Annotated in this window: 12 protein-coding genes; all 12 read right to left on the bottom strand. The window is 41.2% G+C overall.

Features of this window, described 5'->3' with window-relative positions; genetic code table 11:
• Positions 1–100: 100 nt before the first annotated feature.
• On the bottom strand, positions 101–2,344 hold the full coding sequence (locus HZB59_07245; protein MBI5021214.1) for a tetratricopeptide repeat protein: 2,244 nt from the start codon (positions 2,342–2,344) through the stop codon (positions 101–103).
• Between the two features lie 30 nt (positions 2,345–2,374).
• Positions 2,375–5,590 (bottom strand): efflux RND transporter permease subunit, encoded by a 3,216-nt coding sequence (locus HZB59_07240; GenBank protein ID MBI5021213.1) that lies wholly within the window; start codon positions 5,588–5,590, stop codon positions 2,375–2,377.
• Positions 5,591–5,604: 14 nt separating this feature from the next.
• Positions 5,605–6,648 (bottom strand): efflux RND transporter periplasmic adaptor subunit, encoded by a 1,044-nt coding sequence (locus HZB59_07235; protein MBI5021212.1) that lies wholly within the window; start codon positions 6,646–6,648, stop codon positions 5,605–5,607.
• 11 nt (positions 6,649–6,659) lie between these two features.
• Entirely contained in the window at positions 6,660–8,048 is a 1,389-nt protein-coding gene (locus tag HZB59_07230; protein MBI5021211.1) for a TolC family protein, read from the bottom strand.
• Positions 8,049–8,568: 520 nt separating this feature from the next.
• Positions 8,569–9,051 carry a hypothetical protein gene (locus tag HZB59_07225; GenBank protein ID MBI5021210.1) on the bottom strand — a complete coding sequence of 161 codons (483 nt, stop codon included), beginning with the start codon at positions 9,049–9,051 and terminating at the stop codon, positions 8,569–8,571.
• A gap of 466 nt (positions 9,052–9,517) precedes the next feature.
• Entirely contained in the window at positions 9,518–9,754 is a 237-nt protein-coding gene (locus HZB59_07220; protein MBI5021209.1) for a hypothetical protein, read from the bottom strand.
• A gap of 620 nt (positions 9,755–10,374) precedes the next feature.
• On the bottom strand, positions 10,375–11,982 hold the full coding sequence (locus HZB59_07215) for a hypothetical protein (protein ID MBI5021208.1): 1,608 nt from the start codon (positions 11,980–11,982) through the stop codon (positions 10,375–10,377).
• Positions 11,983–12,024: 42 nt separating this feature from the next.
• Positions 12,025–13,509 carry an OmpA family protein gene (locus HZB59_07210; protein ID MBI5021207.1) on the bottom strand — a complete coding sequence of 495 codons (1,485 nt, stop codon included), beginning with the start codon at positions 13,507–13,509 and terminating at the stop codon, positions 12,025–12,027.
• A 53-nt stretch (positions 13,510–13,562) separates the two neighbouring features.
• The gene (locus tag HZB59_07205; protein ID MBI5021206.1) at positions 13,563–14,858 is read right to left on the bottom strand and encodes a (Fe-S)-binding protein; all 1,296 of its coding nucleotides are present in this window, start codon (positions 14,856–14,858) and stop codon (positions 13,563–13,565) included.
• Between the two features lies 1 nt (position 14,859).
• Positions 14,860–15,528 carry a rhomboid family intramembrane serine protease gene (locus HZB59_07200; GenBank protein ID MBI5021205.1) on the bottom strand — a complete coding sequence of 223 codons (669 nt, stop codon included), beginning with the start codon at positions 15,526–15,528 and terminating at the stop codon, positions 14,860–14,862.
• Positions 15,529–15,655: 127 nt separating this feature from the next.
• On the bottom strand, positions 15,656–16,306 hold the full coding sequence (locus HZB59_07195; GenBank protein MBI5021204.1) for an alpha/beta fold hydrolase: 651 nt from the start codon (positions 16,304–16,306) through the stop codon (positions 15,656–15,658).
• A gap of 51 nt (positions 16,307–16,357) precedes the next feature.
• Positions 16,358–17,812, bottom strand: a complete 1,455-nt coding sequence (locus HZB59_07190; GenBank protein MBI5021203.1) for an FAD-binding protein — start codon at positions 17,810–17,812, stop codon at positions 16,358–16,360.
• Positions 17,813–17,816: the final 4 nt, after the last annotated feature.

Raw genomic sequence — 17,816 nt, 5'->3', positions numbered from 1 at the left:
TAGAATCTTCAATTAAGATTTTTGCTTACAATTTGAGATCGCGGATTGATGGTGCGAATATATTTTATTCAACAGGATTCACTACGCCCGGCAAGATCGATCATTTATTTTTGGATGATAGAATCCTCTGAAGAGCGATCTGGGGATCGCGATAGGTTGGTGCGATTTTTATTGCTCCCCTGAAATGTTCCTCCGCTTCAGATAATTTGTTCAACTTTTCGAATAATATTCCGGCGAAATAATAAGCCACCGCGTTCTTTTTTTCCATACGTATAATTTTTACATACTGATCAAGAGCTTGTATCTTTTTATCTTGAACTTCATAAAGCATTGCTAAGTTCATCCGGACATTAATCGAAACCGTATCAATTAAGATTATGCGTCTCCACTGATCTTCTGCTTCGTGATATTTTTTTTGTTTACCATATATTAATCCTAAATTAAAACACGCATCGAGATTATTCTGATTTAATGCGATTGCTTTTTTATAAGCATATTCCGAATTAGAGAATTGATTCATCTTATCGTACAATACCCCAAGATCGGTGTAATAATCTGAGTTTAATGAATCTAACCTTATCGCTTCAGAAAATTCATCAAGTGCCAAATCGTATTGCTGCTGCTTACCGGCCAGTACTCCTAGGATATTATGCGCTTCAGCATATGTGCTATCGATCTGTAAAGCCCGTGTGCACTCCTGTTTCGCTTCGATGTACTTTCCCTGATATATGTAAACCTCTCCTAACTGACAATGTGTAAAAGCATTCGATGAATCCAGTTCGATCGATTTGAGAAAATATACCACCGCTTCATCGTACCTTCCTTCATCCGCATGCACATTTCCGATTCTTAAGTATAATCTCGGATCGGGTTTTACTTTTTTTAGCAACCAGTTATAGTGATCGAGTGCTTCATCATATTCACCTATCGAAGCCAAAGCTTTCGCGAGATTGCTGCGAATTCCGACTTCATTGGGTTTGAGCTGGTACGCTTTTCGTAAATTATAAACAGCATCGCGATGTTTTCCTGAATCAGCATAATCAACACCTAAATTCGTGTAAGCGATATCGTTATCCGAAGTTACCGAAAGCGCATGTTGAAATAATGTTTTGCTATCTTTCCAATATTCTGTTTGTGTTCTTGCCACGAATGTCATCATGAGTGAAACGGCTACGAATCCGAAAGTAAAGATATGCTTCGGATTTTGTATGTGGCGTCGGAGGAATATCGGCAATCCCCATGCTATAGTAATTGTTAATCCGATCATAGGTAAATACATATAACGATCTGCCATAGACTGTAATCCCACTTGAACAATGCCTATCACCGGTACCAGTGTTCCAAGAAACCAAAACCATCCGACGAATAAAAATGGGAGAGTTGATCTTCGTTTCCAGACAAACCACGTGAATGAAAGAAGAATTATAAATGAAAAAAATACTAAAAGCAGATTTATATTATTCGCGGGATGAGGATAAAACACAGAAAGATCGGTTGGGATAAATGTTTTAACAATGTATTTTGAGTATGATAATACCGCGTTGAACAACCTATCTTTAAACAACAAGCCACCAGATTCCGCCATACTTCCACCCTCACGCTGAACGATATATGTTATTATACTTGAACCGAGCGAAAGAATAAAGAACGGTATTTTATCTTTGATATTATTAACGAGCGATGTTGGAATAATATATTTTTCCTTTTTTCCTGTCATCGACTTGAAAGATAAATGATTCAGAGGCCAATAATCGAGCAATATCAAAACGAATGGAAGTGTAATTATCATTGGCTTTGATAAAATCCCTAATGAGAACAAAAATAACACCAACATGTAACGGGATAAACCAGGCACCTGACGATAGCGTATATACGCCCACATGGTAAGCATCCAGAATAATCCGCTCAATACATCTTTCCTCTCAGATGCCCATGCAACCGACTCAACATGGAGGGGATGTATAGCAAACACGACTGCAACAAATAAACTTTGCCAATGCGAATCGGTCGCTTTTTTTAGAAATATAAAAAGTAGAACGGAACTGATGATATGCAATAAAAGATTCATGAGATGGTGGTAGGTCGGATTCAATCCGAATAACTGATAATCAAGTGCATGAGACATCCAAGTTAGCGGGTGCCAGTTCGATTGTTCATTTGATTTGAATGCCCACACAATCGTTTTTAATGAAATGCCCGACCGAACGTTCTGATTTTGTGTGATGTATCCCGGATCGTCGTAATTGACGAAGTTATTATTTAATAAGGGAAAAAAGGCGACAATAGATACGCCCGCCAATATTAAAAATGCCGACCATTTATTATGGAATATTGTCGTATTCAAATTCATCGTGTATGAGAATTATCAGTCTAGTTATTGTCCATTATTATTGGAGAAAGAAAAGATTTTCTTTTTTATCTTCTTATGCCATTCTTCAAGTAACGAATAAGCTGTTGGAACCACAACCAGCGTTAGCACTGTAGATATGGTAAGTCCGAATATGATCGCTACGGCAAGTGGTCTCCAGAAATCTGCACTTTCCGCACCAATAACGAAATGAAATTCGCGCCAGTCGAAATCAAATCCCGTTGCCATAGGCAGAACTGCGAGCACTGCGGCGGCGGCTGTAAGCAAAACCGGTCTCAAACGAACGCGCCCAGCTTCTACCAACGCATCATCTAACGATACTTCACCTTCTTTATATTTATGCTTTACAAAATCGAGCAGTACAATACCGTTACGGACAACCAATCCGGCAAGCGCTACAGTGCCGACACCTGTCATAATTACACTTGCCGGTGTCCGCGTAACAAGTAATCCAACGAGAACACCGATGAGAGATAAAATGACCGATAACATAATTACAAATGGAACTTTGAGTGAATTAAATTCGGCAACCATAATCAAAAAGATTAGTAATAACGTAATCACAAACGCGTTAGTAAGAAATGCTGCGGCTACCTGCTGTTCTTCTTCCGAACCGGTGAGTTTAATGTTATATTCCACCGGGAGATTTATCCCTGCAATTCGATTTTTTACCTCATTTATAACTTCAGATTGCACACGACCTTCAACATTTCCCGAAACAGTGATCACACGTTTTTGGTCTTTTCGTCTTATATCTGTAACTGCGGTCGTGCGATTGATTGTTGCCACAGACGTGAGAGGAATTGAAAGCAATTCACCGCGCTGATTCATGAAATTTATTCTCAGATTCTCAAGATCAGTTTGTGATGCCCGTTGATCTTCACGCAATCGTACCCGAATTTTATATTCATCTTCGCCAACGCGATACTTCGACGCTTCTACTCCCGCAATAGCGGCTCTCACCGTTGATGCAATGTGCCCCGTGCTGGTCCACAGAAGACCTGCTTTCTCCCTGTCAATTAATATTTCCACTTCCGGTCTTCCGGTATTGTAATCATCTTTCAAGTCAACGAGACCGTTAATATCTTTTATCTTCCCTCTTATTAATTTGCTCAGAGAAGCCAACTGGCTGTAATCTTCACCAGAAACTTCTATGCTTACAGGCGCGCCAACCGGAGGTCCATGTTCTTCTTTAACCACCCGGATGTCAGCACCCACAATACCAACTGTGGTTTTTCTTACTTCTTCGAGAGTTTGAAAAGTGCTTTGTTCCCTTTTCAACTTCTCAAAAAAGTTAATCGCTATCTGACCTTTATTAGACGTGCCCTGTCCGCCAAAGTCGAACGGATCGTCAGATGTACCGATACTGGTGGCAATAAACTCGACATCACTCTTTCCGGGAATTTGGTTCAATCGTTCTTCGATAATTTTCGAGATACCGTCAGTAACATCCAGCGATGTGCCTGAAGGCGCTTCCATGTTGATGCTCATTTGTGCCGGTTCTGTCGTCGGGAAAAATTCGACACCTTTATTGAATAATCCAAATAATACTATCACAAAAATAAGAAACACGAAAGAAGCCAATACCGTAATCCCTTTCCGATTTAATGTCCATCGGAGTGTCTTCACGTACTCTTTCTGCATCCATGGGAAAAATAATTCATCGACTTTATGATATAGAATCGTGAACGGATTATACTTCCGGTACCAATGAGGATGCTCTAGATTTTTCTTCGCTTTTAAAATCTCTTTTTTATAATTTATCCATTGCGCACCCTGCACCGGACTAATAACATAAGCCACGAATAGAGAAGCCGTTAACGTAATAATTAACGTGAACGGAAAATACTTCATAAAGTCGCCCACTATGCCGGGCCAAAATGCTAACGGTAGAAATGCCGACAACGTGGTAATTGTAGAAGTTAGAACCGGGACGAATACTTCGCCCGCCGCTTTCTTAGCTGCGACTATCGGAGGTTCGTTATACTCCTGCTGATGGCGGTAAATATTTTCGATTACCACGATGGCATCATCCACTAAAATTCCAAGTACCATAACGAGAGAAAATAGCACAACCATATTCAGAGTTATACCAAGCATTGATATAACCACAAACCCAACAAACATGGATAAAGGAATCGCCGTTGAGATTAACAAAGAATTTTTGAATCCAAAGAACATAAATAGAGACAGAACTACAAGAAACATTCCTGTCATAATACTGTTCTCCAACTCTTTAACCATCCTTGTTACAAAAGTTGCCTGCTCATTCGACACCGTTAATATTATGCCTTTTGGCAATTGAGATTGTTCTTCATTCACAATCCGTTTTACTTCGTCGGTAATGCGGAGCAAATTTTCACCCGCTCGCTTTCTTACAGCGAGAGAAACCACTTCGGTCCCATTCAAGCGGGCATACGACTGGCGGTCTTCAAATGAATAATTCACCTTGGCAACATCCCGCAAATAAATCGGTTTGCCGTGCTGGATTTTTAAAACAATATCTTCCAGCGGAGAGACATCTTTAAATTCTCCGGGAATACGGATTGTAAGATTTTTTTCTTTCGTATCGATTGACCCGCCGGGGATCGACAAATTTTCGCCTCGAATCGCGTTCGCGATATCGTCAAAACTGATTTGATAAGCATTCATCCTATAAACATCAGCGTTGATTTGTACTTCCGGTTCTAAACCGCCTGATATATCTGCACGAAGCACGCCGGGAATACCTTCGATTTTATCGCTGATTCCCTCAGCAATATTCTTCAATCTTGCCAATCCAACATCGCCGCCCACATTCACAAATAGAATTGGAAACTCGCTTATGTTTATCTCGCTGATGATCGGATCGAGAATATCCGTGGGAAGCTGAGAACGTGTTGTGTTCACTTTATCGCGAACGCGACGCAACGCTTCGTCAATATCTATTCCCGTATTGAATTCAACACGGATAGTAGAAAGACCTTCCTTCGATACGGATGTTATCTGCTTTACATCTTTCAAACCTTTTAGGTTGCGTTCCAAAGGTTTCGTAATCAATCCCTCAATATCGACCGGTGAAACACCGACGTATGGTGTTGCAACAATTATCCACGGAATTAAAACTTCCGGCGTCGCCTCACGCGGCAAACGGCTGTAAGATGCCCATCCGAATATAACTATCATCACTATCAGGATGTACACTACAACTTTATTATCGACTGCTAAACTCCAAATATTCATCCTTCAATCTCCATTCAGCGGGTAACAACAACGGGTGTTCCGTTAATGCACTTCTGATATCCGGCAATAATTAAGTGATCTCCGGTTTTTAATCCATCCAATACATCTATCTTGTTACCCTGCCGAGCCCCCAACTTCAATCTTCGTTCTTCTGCTTTACCCTCTTTTTCAACATAAACTATCGCGCGGTCACGATCTACAAGCTGAATAATATTTTCGCTTACGAGTAAAGCGTTCGATTTCGTTTCTCTCGGTAATTTCACTTTCGCCATCATGTCGGATTTCAGTTTGGAATGATTACTTACCAGCGTAACCTCTACCATTAATGTTCTGTTTGCAGGGGATAATGTTGATCCTATGAACGACACTTTCCCCTTCAATGTAAGATCAGGTATCGCGTCAAAAGAAATTATCGCATCTGACCCGACCGTAATTGATCCCGCATCAATTTCAGGTACTTCTGTTTGCACCTTCAATTGCGACATATTGACTACTCTTGTAATCGGGACACCGGGTGGCGCGAACTCTCCTTCATTCCCAAACGTATTATCCACTACACCATCGAACGGACTGCGGATTTGTGTGCGTTCCCATCTGGCTCTCATCAGATCGGCGTTAGCTTTTGCGGCATCGCGCGTGAATTGGATATTTTTAAATTGAAGCTCGCTTATTCCCTGCTGCGCATATACCTCTTTTTGTTTTTCAAGATTTAGGTCAGCCATTTTGTATTGAGCTTCCGCGGCATCGTACCCTGCTTTAATCATATCGTCGTTCAGAATCGCGATTACATCACCGCGTTTTACATGCTGACCTTTCTTCGCTTTCCATTCTTTGATTACGCCTCCTTCTTCAGGGCTCAAATTGGCATCTTCATATGCTTTAACAGATCCCGAAACCTGAATGGAGACCGTGAACTTAGCCGGCTTCACAGTTTCAATCTGCACATCAACAGGTTGAACAGCTTGATTGTTATTTTTATTTTCATCTTTACCGCATGCCGTCAATAAAATAAGCAGAGGAAAGATGATCATTAATTTAATCCGCTTTAAATTCATCATTGTCAATTTCCTTATTTCAAATTTTCTGAATTCTTTGATTCACTTAAATAACCTGGCACCCGACCTATTAATTGATCGAACTCTGCCGATGCTACAAGATAATCGTATATCGCCTGAATGCGATTGACTTTCGCCTGCGTGAGCGCAACTTCGGCATCGTTCACTTCAAGCTGTGTAGCGGCATTAGCCAAATAACTTGCAGAAACTATTTTATAGCCGCGTTCGGCTGTCTCAACTGTTTTCTGCTGAGCTTCAACCCGCTTTCTTGCTTGCCGTAAATTACCGATGATTGAATGAAGTCCTGTCTTTAGATTTCGTTCCAAACTTACTTTTTGCTCTTCACTCTTCATCTGCTCAACCTGAGCTTGCTCAACACGCGCACGTGTTTGCAACCCCTGGAATAAATTCATCGACACGGTAAGTCCGACCATAGAGCTTGATATCAAATCGTTCGTGGAGAATTTGAATTCATTCTTCGCCGCCTGATATTGATATTGTCCGAACGCTGCAATGGTCGGCATATAACTTGACCGCTCTGCCCAAACAGCCGCGTTGTTAAGTTCTATCTGTCTCTCTACCGCTTTAAGATTCGGGTTAGATTTAAGGACCATCTCCTCAGCGCTTTCGATTACAGATTCTTCTATGAATTCGATCTTCATCGAATCTGTCATAATATAATTTTCATCCTTATCAACGCCGATAGCGTTTCGCAATGCGTCAACCGAAAGTTCAAAATTGTTTTCGCTCTGTATCACCGAAGGACGAAGATTCTCCACCTGGACCGAGGCGCGCAGTTCGTCATATTCCGATACAATACCCTGCTTCCGCATAAGCAGAACATTTTTGAAATTATCTTCTGCATTTTTCAGACTCGATCTCATCATCTCAACAACCTTATCGGCAAGCAGTGCAGTGTAATAAGCTTTCCGTACTTTTGCAACAGTCTCTACCCGTTTGCTTTCATAAAGATCTTTAGCAAGATTTGAATAAACCTTCGCCGCGCCAACACCGACGATTACCGCACCGTTAAAAAGTATTTGCTGTGCGGTTAACGTTGCATCAAGCGAATAGTCCGATCCTATTTTGATAGGTATTGTACGACCGCTGTTCAGATCCTCGAAATCAGGCAAGAAGAACACCGGCAGTTTCAATGCGCGTGTAAAGCGTCCCGATATATCCAGCGAAGGCATAGCATTACCCCATGCCTCAAGCACCCGTGCATCCGATCTTTCAATCTCGAGTTGAGCCGTTTTCAGTTCAGGATTATGAACCATTGCAATTTGAATTGCCTCTTGCAAGCTTAGCGGCTTTTTGATCTCCGTTTGCGAGTGTACATTTTGTATAATTAAAATGAAGACGAATATTAAATAACCTATTCGTGATAAACTTCTGATTGTCATTTACTCCTCAATCTTATTTTATTGCGTTTTAATTGACATTATTTCGGACTCAACCCTCTTTAATCCCCCTTCTCTTTGATAAGATAAGGGGGAAATGGGGGATGAGTTTAATGTTACCTAAATTACGGAATAGTAATTACGTTTCAAAAAAGCGGATGTTTCATTTTTTGGCAAGTATTGGATGTAGAGCGAGATGTCACCTCGCTCAGGACGAACTATCAGTTCGTCCTACATCTCCTCTTCTTTTTTGCAGTTCGATGAATTACAATACAGCCCTGAGTTTAAGAAATTGGTATGTTCCACTAAGAAAGATGTTTGATTTAACTTTGATAAATTCTGATAAATTTTTGACTGTATGTTCCCTCAGTAGTGTTAGTCATAATTACAATCGTTGCCGCCAAGTCGACCATAATCACATCGTTAAAAAATAACGACAAAGGATATCATTTTCTCTTGACGGCGCCTGTCCCATCATCTTTTGATGGGAACCTTTTATAAAGTGTTATACGCAGGCGGCAGCTCATGAACGTAGAAATGAAATGTCGTTTTTCAGTAAGAAGAGTTCCCATTCATCGATACATCTCCCAGCAAGCTCGAATGCGTCGTAGTTTTTATCTCCAGCAGATATTAATATTGCTGCGCCAATTTTACCATCCGTGTTACTTGAGTCTATTCGACGATAATCCCTTGGGCTAATTTCTGGATTAGATCCACTTCTTGAATTGTTTAGAACTAAATGCTTAAGTCCATTACAAATATCAGCACAAAGGCTTAGTGCTGGTGATTCGTTGATGTAAGCTTCTACAAGCTTGTTCAAATGTGGTACACTTGAATCGTTCTTGATCCAATCTTTGAGATGATAGCAATTCATAAAGAATGCAAACATATCATCGCGGTGTTGGTCGTATGATTCAACTTGAACGGTCCCTTCAGCGATAGGTTGAAGCCGTTCATGCCATCGACGAATGCGTTCAAATTGTTCGAGATATCGAGGAGAAGTCATAACTGTCAATCAAGACCCACATATAGATGAATTGGCATGGACGCTTGCGTATAACGTTCGCAACTATGAAATATTGCGTTGTTCTCGTTTTTAGTTTTTGCCTATTTAAGCAATTATTGTGTTTCATCTGGTATTTTATATTCGTCTTTCGTGTAAGCCCATCATCATAACCACGCATTCCATTACCGTCTCATCATTAATACTTCATCCATATGCGTGAGTTCCCGTCTATCAACTCCATCATAATCGTGATATGCAAATTATAAAACATCCCGTTCATTGTCAAGTAAAAAACAGTAAAACCTTCCTAAAGCTTACCCGTTCAACCTTCTATAACTTGCTGGAGGTTATAATTTCGCTACCCCGTTATTTTGCTTGTTTTTGAGGGGTCAAAACAGCTACCTCACAAAACAGAACGTTTTGGGCACAATCCTATGTCGGATCGTTGCAATCCTATATTGCATCGTCACGTTCCTACATTGCATTGCGGCAATCCTATATTTCCCCGCCGCGTTCCTATATTGCATCGTCGCAATCCTATATTTCCCCGCCACGTTCCTATATTGCATTGCGGCAATCCTACATTTCCCTGCCACGTTCCTATATTGCATCGTCGCGATCCTACATTTCCCTGCCACGTTCCTATATTGCATTGCGGCAATCCTACATTTCCCTGCCACGTTCCTATATTGCATCGTCGCAATCCTACATTTCCCTGCCACGTTCCTACATTGCATCGTCGCTATCCTTATAGCTTCTGTCGTAATGCAGAAAGGGATTATCACAATAATGTTAAGTGTCGAGGATGATCTGAGTATTTTAGTTTCAATACTGATCAGAATGATATCAGATCAAGATATCATAGGGTGAGCATCTTCGAAAATCCTACCTCCCCTCAATCGGGGTGACTAAAAAGTACTTTACTGTCACTCCCGCATGTTTTAAGCGGGAGTCCAGTCCCCAGATATATTCAGATTCCTGGATTCCCGATAGAAGCATTCGGGAATGACAACTCTAAATTTACTTATTGGTCTGCCCCACGATTAATTTCACCAAGAACATTATTACAGAGAGGTATTTCATAATCCAATATTAATTGAGAAGTGCGACTCACCTACACATTTGAATCTTCGATGGAGGTGAGTCGCACATAAACTACTCTTACTGGGAGGAAGCTTTGCCCCGGCCCGCATAAATGGCTAAATGATCGGGAGTACGTGCGCCAGAGGCACATCAGTCTTTGGTTGAAACACACCAGCGGTCATACCATATAATTGACTCGAAAATACACACCCCTGTAATCCCCTCTCAAGAAGGGATTGTTTATGATTTCAAACCGAGTATTGAATCATCCGAAGTATCTCCCTCTGTTGCACTGCTGTCTTTTTCTGCAACACCTAATCCAATCCTGTAAAGCAACGGTATGCTGAACTCCATGCTCGAATCTACGCTTCTGCCGTTAGGCGTAAGAAGTCCTGTATCGTGAACGGAACGAATGCCCTCATCACCGTTTGGCGTGAGGTTTTCGAATAATTTATTTAACTCGTCGCGCGTGAAACGGACTTTCGGTGAACCTCGGAAGACATCGAAATGTTTTGCCAAATGAGGAAACTCGGAATATAAATATGTATCGCATCTGTAAATTGAAAGATGCGCGAATGCTTCTTTCAGCGCTTTGGCGCCTATCAAACGGGTTGCGCCATGCTCACCTTCTTTTCTGTTCATCTCTAACTGTTTCTCAACAGAAAGGTTTCCCAGATGAATCTGTTCGCGTGGATAGACGTTTCCCATACCGTCGGTTAAATGTTTCAGCATCCATGAATGCACAAACGGGAACTGCCCAACTTCGGCATCGCTCTCATCCATCGTCGATTCGAAAATAACGTAGAACATTCCGAGGACATCTTCATCGGTTCCGTTGATGATATCGGTGACTGTTACTTCCATTCCTGTCTGCTCTTCGCAATATGCGCGTACTGTCGGATCGGCAACCGCACGTGATACGAGCAATTTTAATAATAATGAATCGCTCCACTTCATCTCGCTTGTGTAACTGATTAGGTGCGATTTGTTCACAATCCGCAACTGACGGTAAATATCGGAACGCAGGAATATCTTGAAATGTATATTTTTGAATCTGTTGCTTTGTTCGATAAGCAATTGCACCAATCCCGTGATCGATGATTTCAGTTTTTCAAAATCATCTATAAAAAGAAGATCGAGTTTATCCAGCATGAGCCACGCTGTGCAGTTGATCTCCTGTAGGATGGTATCGATTTTATCCATAACTGCAGTAACGCTCATTCCCGTTCTGTGTTTAAAATCTTCCGCGAGTATCAATTGCGGCGGATCGTTCGATCCGTTCCCTTTCATCGATGGTTTTACCAACTGCATAACCCGCTGTTTTAATTTCGAGACCGCGCCTTTTTCAGGTTCGATGCTTAAATCTTCAAAAACCTGAAGAAGCGTTTTATACGCGTCTTTGAGTTTTTGATTTTTACTCTTCGTAACCATATCCCTGATCTTCGGTTCTTCGGCAATAGTTGTAACAGCTCTCAGTCCGATTATCATTAACCAGAAATATCTGAATTCATCGATTGAATCGGATTTCATCTCACGGAATTCACTGCCATATACATACTCTTCGTTGTACAAACCGTAAACGGGTATAGGAAATACATCTTCGAAGTTACGGGGAAACAACGGACGTAACCGTTCTTTGTCGGTGCAGAGAAGTCGGAATGCCGCGCTTTTTCCCGATCCTTTACTGCCGAGCACTAGCGAATGCTGCGCCCGAAGCGTATGGCGAAGCATATCTGTTCCGATGAAACAATTTTCAAATCGGTTATCAGATTCGGCGTCAACCCTTCCGAAATTCAAACTGTGTAAAACCTGATTGGGTTCTAACTTTTTATCTTTATCGTTTTCCACGTTTCTAATATAAAAGAATATTTGATATTTTCATATCGTTGATTATTTCCATTGAGGAACGATGACAACATCGATTCGTCTGTTCTTTGTTCGTCCTTCAGGTGTATCGTTGCTGGCAATGGGTCGGCTCTCGCCATAACCATTCGAATTGATCGGGGGATCGACGCTCATATTTGCCATTATATATTCCGCGATTGCATTTGCGCGTTTCTCTGACAATGATTGGTTCGCATCGTCGCTGCCCTGAGAGTCGGTATGCCCTTCTATGGTTACCCGACTTCCCGGAAATTTCCTTATAGCTTGTTGAAGTTTAGCAAGGAGAGGATAAAATTCTGATTCGATAGAACTCTTGGCAACACCGAATGTCAATCCGTACATTCGAATGATTATATTATCTCCCTCACGTACAATATTCGCCTCCTGTTCATTGAACAATGAGAGTAAGCTCTTAACGGTTTCTTCCTGTTCATGCTTGAGAGCCAATTTGCGTTGCAGTTCTTTTCCTTCATCCTGCAATTTCTTTTCCGCGTCACTCAATGTTCCCAATCTCTGGACCATGAGATCATTTTGTTTCTTAATGTTTTCAATCTCGGCATTTTTCTGTTTTACCGTTTCATTAGCCAACCGTAACGCTTCGGCGTCGCCTGATGATTTTAAATCTCGTTCTTTTATAGCTTGCTGAATCTCGGCGACCGCACCGGAAAGTCCATTATCGAAATGGACATTGACTCCTAACGACACGGCAACTTTTTTCATCTCAGCTTCAGCCATCAATAGAACATCTTCAAATGTTTTCTCACCCGTTTTATATTGTTCAATCGTGCGATCTAAATATATAGAATGAGCCGCTTCAATCTTGGCTTCCTGAGCGAGTTGCCGCGCTTCATCGGTATCGTACCGGTTATTTTTCAGTAATCCTTCAACTTGCCGCGCTAAACGCCAGGCATTCTGTAATGTTTTTTGCGCGTTTTTTTTCACATCCATTTCATCTGCCTTCGTAAGCAGGGCGCGTGCGGGAGATAGATAATTCGCTTTGATAGCTTCAAGCTCGGAAGTTCTGTAACTTTCTTCTGCTCTCCTGCCTCCTTCCTTAGCATCGGTAAGTGATCCGCTTTCCAACTCCTCACCTGCGGATTGAAAATATTTTTCACCCTTTTCCCACAACTCGGTTGCATGTTTGCGAGCTCCGGCACTATCCGCATCTGTACGAGCCGCAGTCACCGAACTGAAAGTCGCCTCTCCCAATCTGCATAGATCAAGAACCTTCGTGAAATATGCCTCTCCGTTTTTTATGCTCTCTCTTATATCTTCCAGACTTTTTCCGCGCCTGTAATAATCGTTCGCCTCGGCATAATATTTCATCGCCTTCGAGAAATTGGACGGAGCAAACAGTTCACCATTCTGCGCCCGGGCTTTATTCATTAACTCTTCCACATTTGAGAATAATTGAGAGCGCAACTGCTCTTGCGCAAATCCTGTCGTTCCCAGCATCAATATCAATATTAACAAAGTTTTAAAAAGCTTCATACGATTCTCCATAATATTTGAATAAAACCATTTTGAATATAGCTGAATTCATGTTAATGGTCAAGAGTTTTAGCATAGGCGCGTGATAAAATGCTTACCGGATGTAATACTTCCATTTTTAAACCTTTTTTCTCTATTCCATATTCAAGCTGAAGGTGGCAACCGGGATTCGCGGTAGTTACAATCGCGGCTCCGGTTGATTTGATATTTTCCATTTTACGATCCAATATTTTCATTGAATCATCATAGCGGACCACATTGTATATCCCCGCTGATCCGCAGCACCACGATGATTCAGACAATTCAATCAATTTTACACCCGGAATATTTTGCAATAACCCGCGCGGTTGCCGACTTATTTTTTGAGTATGAACCAGATGACAAGCATCGTGGTATGTAACGGTGGCTGAATATTTTTCGGGTATTTTTGAAAGACCAACCTCTGAGAGAAATTCGGTAATTTCTTTTATTTTGTATGAAAGATTTTTTGCCCTTTCGGCATAGTCGGGTTCATCAGCAAAGAATTTTCCATACTCTTTCATAAACGCACTGCAACCGGCAGAATCCACAACAAGATAATCGAATTGATATTTTTCAAATACTTCAATATTTATTTTCGCCAATCGTTTCGCTTCTTTGAGATCACCGTTGTGAGAATGCAATGAACCGCAGCAGACCTGTTTCTTAGGAATGACAATTTCGAATCCATTAAGATTTAAAACCCGAACCGCGTCTTGATGAATTTTTGTGAATGAGATATTCATGATACAGCCCGAAAGGAATGCTATTCTGCCCCGCTTCTCGCCGTTTTGAACATGGATAATTTCATTTACCGATTCATCGAAACAGTTTCTATCGGCTTTCGGTAATAATCGATGTTTCTCATGAAATGACGGTGATATTATTTTTAGAATTCCCGATTCCTCAATGGCGTTCCTCAAACCAATCTCCGCGTACCAATAGAGAAGTCTCCCGAATAGTTTTGTCCGGGCAGATGATGACAGTACGCCACGTAGAAATATATTTTTAACAATTCTTAGCAGATAATGATCTTTATTGGATTCACCAATAACGTTTCTTGATGCCTCAACAAGTTCTCCATACCGAACACCTGCCGGACACGCTGTTTCGCATGCCTGGCAATCGAGGCAGTAGTATATTTCATTAACGAATTTATCTGAAAGAGGGATTGATTTATTCTCAACAGCATACATCAGCTGTATTCTTCCTCGCGGCGATGATTCTTCGCGAAGATCGATATTGTAAGTCGGACATGTAGGCAAACAAAGTCCGCAATGCAAACATTTGTTATAGATATCATTCAGATGCGTATGAAGAGTGGCTTCCACTTCACGATCTCTTTCTAAAAAACGGCAGCATTATTACACCGGCTAGAAATCCGCCGATGTGTGCCCACCATGCAACACCGCCTGCATCAGCGCCTATACCGAGTGAAAATAAACCGCTGAATATTTGCATTGCAAACCATATCCCCAAAAAAAGGAACGCGGGTAATTCAACGATTTGAAAAAAGAAGAAGATCGGAATGAGTGTTACAATTTTTGCGCCTGGAAATAGGAAAACGTACGCTCCAAGAACACCAGCGATTGCGCCGCTCGCCCCCACCATTGGAGTTGTCGAATCAGGGAATATGATTGTTTGCATTACAGCAGCGCTAACACCTGCAAGAATATAAAAAATGAAATACCTGATATGTCCGAATTTATCTTCGATATTATCTCCGAAGATATAAAGGAATAACATGTTTCCAATCAAGTGCATCCATCCACCATGAAGAAACATCGAGCTAAAGAAGGGAAATATTGAGCCAACCCCGATAGACATCATCTTGAAATCGTTCATGATTGTTGCAGGAACGACTCCATAATTATAAATGAAATTCCCCAAATCAGCATCAAGTGATAATTCAAAAAGAAATATAATCAGATTAGCCGCGATCAAGATGTAATTCACTATCGGGACTGTACGTGATGGATTGGTGTCGCGGAGTGGGATCATTGATTAGAAGGGAAACCTTAGTTATTGGTGATTGGTTGTGAGTTAGTGGTTAGCAGTTAATAGTTTTTGGTTATTTTATTTTTGCAGATCACTCTATGCTCTATGCTCTATGCCCTATGCCCTATGCTTAAATATATCTCTCAAGCCATTTCATTATATCCGCCAGACTCTCTTCATCGATCTGGTGATCCATTTCATACTCTCGATACGTGACCTGAGCTTCCGATTTCTCTAACAATACTTTTGCACGTTTCGCGAACGCCACGGGAATTATCGAATCATGAACACCGTGAGACACAAAATAAGGTCTCTCTTTAACTTTTTCCCATTTATAATCCAAATCCAATCCTTCGGGAATAATTCCGCTGTTTGCAATTACCCCTCTAATCATTTCAGGATGTGTAAGAGAAACGGCATAAGCCATCATAGTACCCATGCTGAATCCGAATAAAAAGATTTTATCGGGATCGATCGGATAACCGCTTTTCACATCGTCAATGAATTTCAATAATTTTTTATAACTCTCGTTGAACATTTTAAGGTCAGGTTTGCCGATATCCTCAATATCGAACCATGTGAAACCGCCGGTATAAGCAAACTGGAAAGGTGCTTGAACACTGATGATGAATAATCGCTCATCGAGGTATTCGGAGAGACCGATTAAATCGTTTTCATCGGCGCCCCGCCCGTGTAGCATGATCAACACAGGCGCTTTTCCGGATGTCCCTTTTCGCGGTAGAAGTATTCTGTGAATGAGAGTTGAGTTGATAAGATTCATTGTGATTTCAGATTAATATTTTTAATTTTTCATTTTTAATTACGTATTCATTTAAATCCACGCTACATCTTCGAATTTCTTTATTTGATCTCTATATGTTGGCAATGTTCCTTCGCACTTCGGTTTCAGGTCAAATATTTTACCGGGATTAAGAACATTGTTTGGATCTATCATCTGCTTCAGAGTTTTCATCATAGTCAGCGATGGTGAACCTACCATTTTTTCTAAAAGTCGTTTCTTATATAAACCAACGCCATGCTCACCAGTTATTGTTCCTCCCAATTCAATTGCGGCTTCTTCAACTTCTATTATCGATTTTTCAGCCATTGCGAATGCTGCCTTATCTCTCTTGTCAGTCATATAATTAGGATGAAGATTACCATCACCCGCATGACCGAATGTGCCGATGCGAACATTATTTTTCTTCCCAACTTCGCTAATACGAGAAATCAATTCAGCAATTAGAGAACGCGGCACTGCAATATCTTCCGACATCGTGTTCGGTGTAGCTCTTGCAAGCGATGCAAATGCAGAGCGACGCGCAGATTTTAACTTTATAGATTCCTGCTCGCTCTCGGCAGTTTTGATTGTAAAAGCATTATTATTCCTGCATATCTCATAGATCAATTTTGCATCATCTTCAACAGCAGTTTGTCTGCCATCCACCTCAATTAACAAAATCGCTGCTGTGTCTACAGGCAAACCAATGTGAGTGTAATCTTCCACGCATCGTATTGTTGTATTATCAAGAAATTCAAGCATGGAAGGTGTAATCTTGGCGCCAATAATTGCAGAAACTGTCTTTGCCGCATCATCCATCGACGGGAAAAAGGCAAGAATGGTTCGGGATGTTTCTGGTTTTGGAACAATCTTCAATAATATTTTTGTGAATATACCAAGCGTGCCTTCCGATCCGACAAGAATATCTTTCAAGTTATATCCCGCGACATCTTTTACAGACTTGCCGCCAGTTCGCAATATTTCACCGGTAGGTAAAACAACTTCAAGTCCGAGAACATAATTTTTTGTTACACCATACTTCAAACCGCGTAAACCACCGGCATTCTCGGCAACATTTCCGCCTAGTGTAGAGATGCTTGAGCTTCCCGGATCGGGCGGATAAATAAATCCATATTTCTCAACTTCCTGCTGAAGAACGGCGGTAATAACTCCCGGCTCTACCCAAACACTCAGATTTTCTTCATCAATTTCTATGATGCGATTCCAATGATTTGTCAGCAGAACTATTGAATTTTCCATAGGCACTGTACCCCCGCTTAAGCCGGTACCTGAACCCCTGGGAATTATCGATAACTTCTCTTCGTTCGCAAGCGTTATGATCTTAGATATTTCCTCCGCTGTGTTTGGTCGCAATATTAAGTCAGGAATTCTCGCCGCAATGGGAGAAGAATCATACGAATACGCTGTCCGGCTTTCCATTGAATCGAGAATGTTTTCATTCCCGATCAGTTCACGCAGTTTTTTAACAGCAGATGATTTTAACATAATC

This window comes from Ignavibacteriales bacterium, from assembly GCA_016214905.1.
Classification (GTDB): Bacteria; Bacteroidota; Ignavibacteria; order UBA10030; family SZUA-254; genus PNNN01.
The sequence above is the reverse complement of the archived record's forward strand: the minus strand, read 5'-3'. Positions and strand labels throughout refer to the sequence as shown.

Bases quoted from the DNA above. Each gene is read 5' to 3' on its own strand.
- HZB59_07240 (MBI5021213.1), bottom strand. From the start codon at position 5,590: ATGAATATTTGGAGTTTAGCAGTCGATAATAAAGTTGTAGTGTACATC.
- HZB59_07235 (MBI5021212.1), bottom strand. From the start codon at position 6,648: ATGATGAATTTAAAGCGGATTAAATTAATGATCATCTTTCCTCTGCTT.
- HZB59_07230 (MBI5021211.1), bottom strand. From the start codon at position 8,048: ATGACAATCAGAAGTTTATCACGAATAGGTTATTTAATATTCGTCTTC.
- HZB59_07225 (MBI5021210.1), bottom strand. From the start codon at position 9,051: ATGACTTCTCCTCGATATCTCGAACAATTTGAACGCATTCGTCGATGG.
- HZB59_07210 (MBI5021207.1), bottom strand. From the start codon at position 13,509: ATGAAGCTTTTTAAAACTTTGTTAATATTGATATTGATGCTGGGAACG.
- HZB59_07200 (MBI5021205.1), bottom strand. From the start codon at position 15,528: ATGATCCCACTCCGCGACACCAATCCATCACGTACAGTCCCGATAGTG.
- HZB59_07195 (MBI5021204.1), bottom strand. From the start codon at position 16,306: ATGAATCTTATCAACTCAACTCTCATTCACAGAATACTTCTACCGCGA.
- HZB59_07190 (MBI5021203.1), bottom strand. From the start codon at position 17,812: ATGTTAAAATCATCTGCTGTTAAAAAACTGCGTGAACTGATCGGGAAT.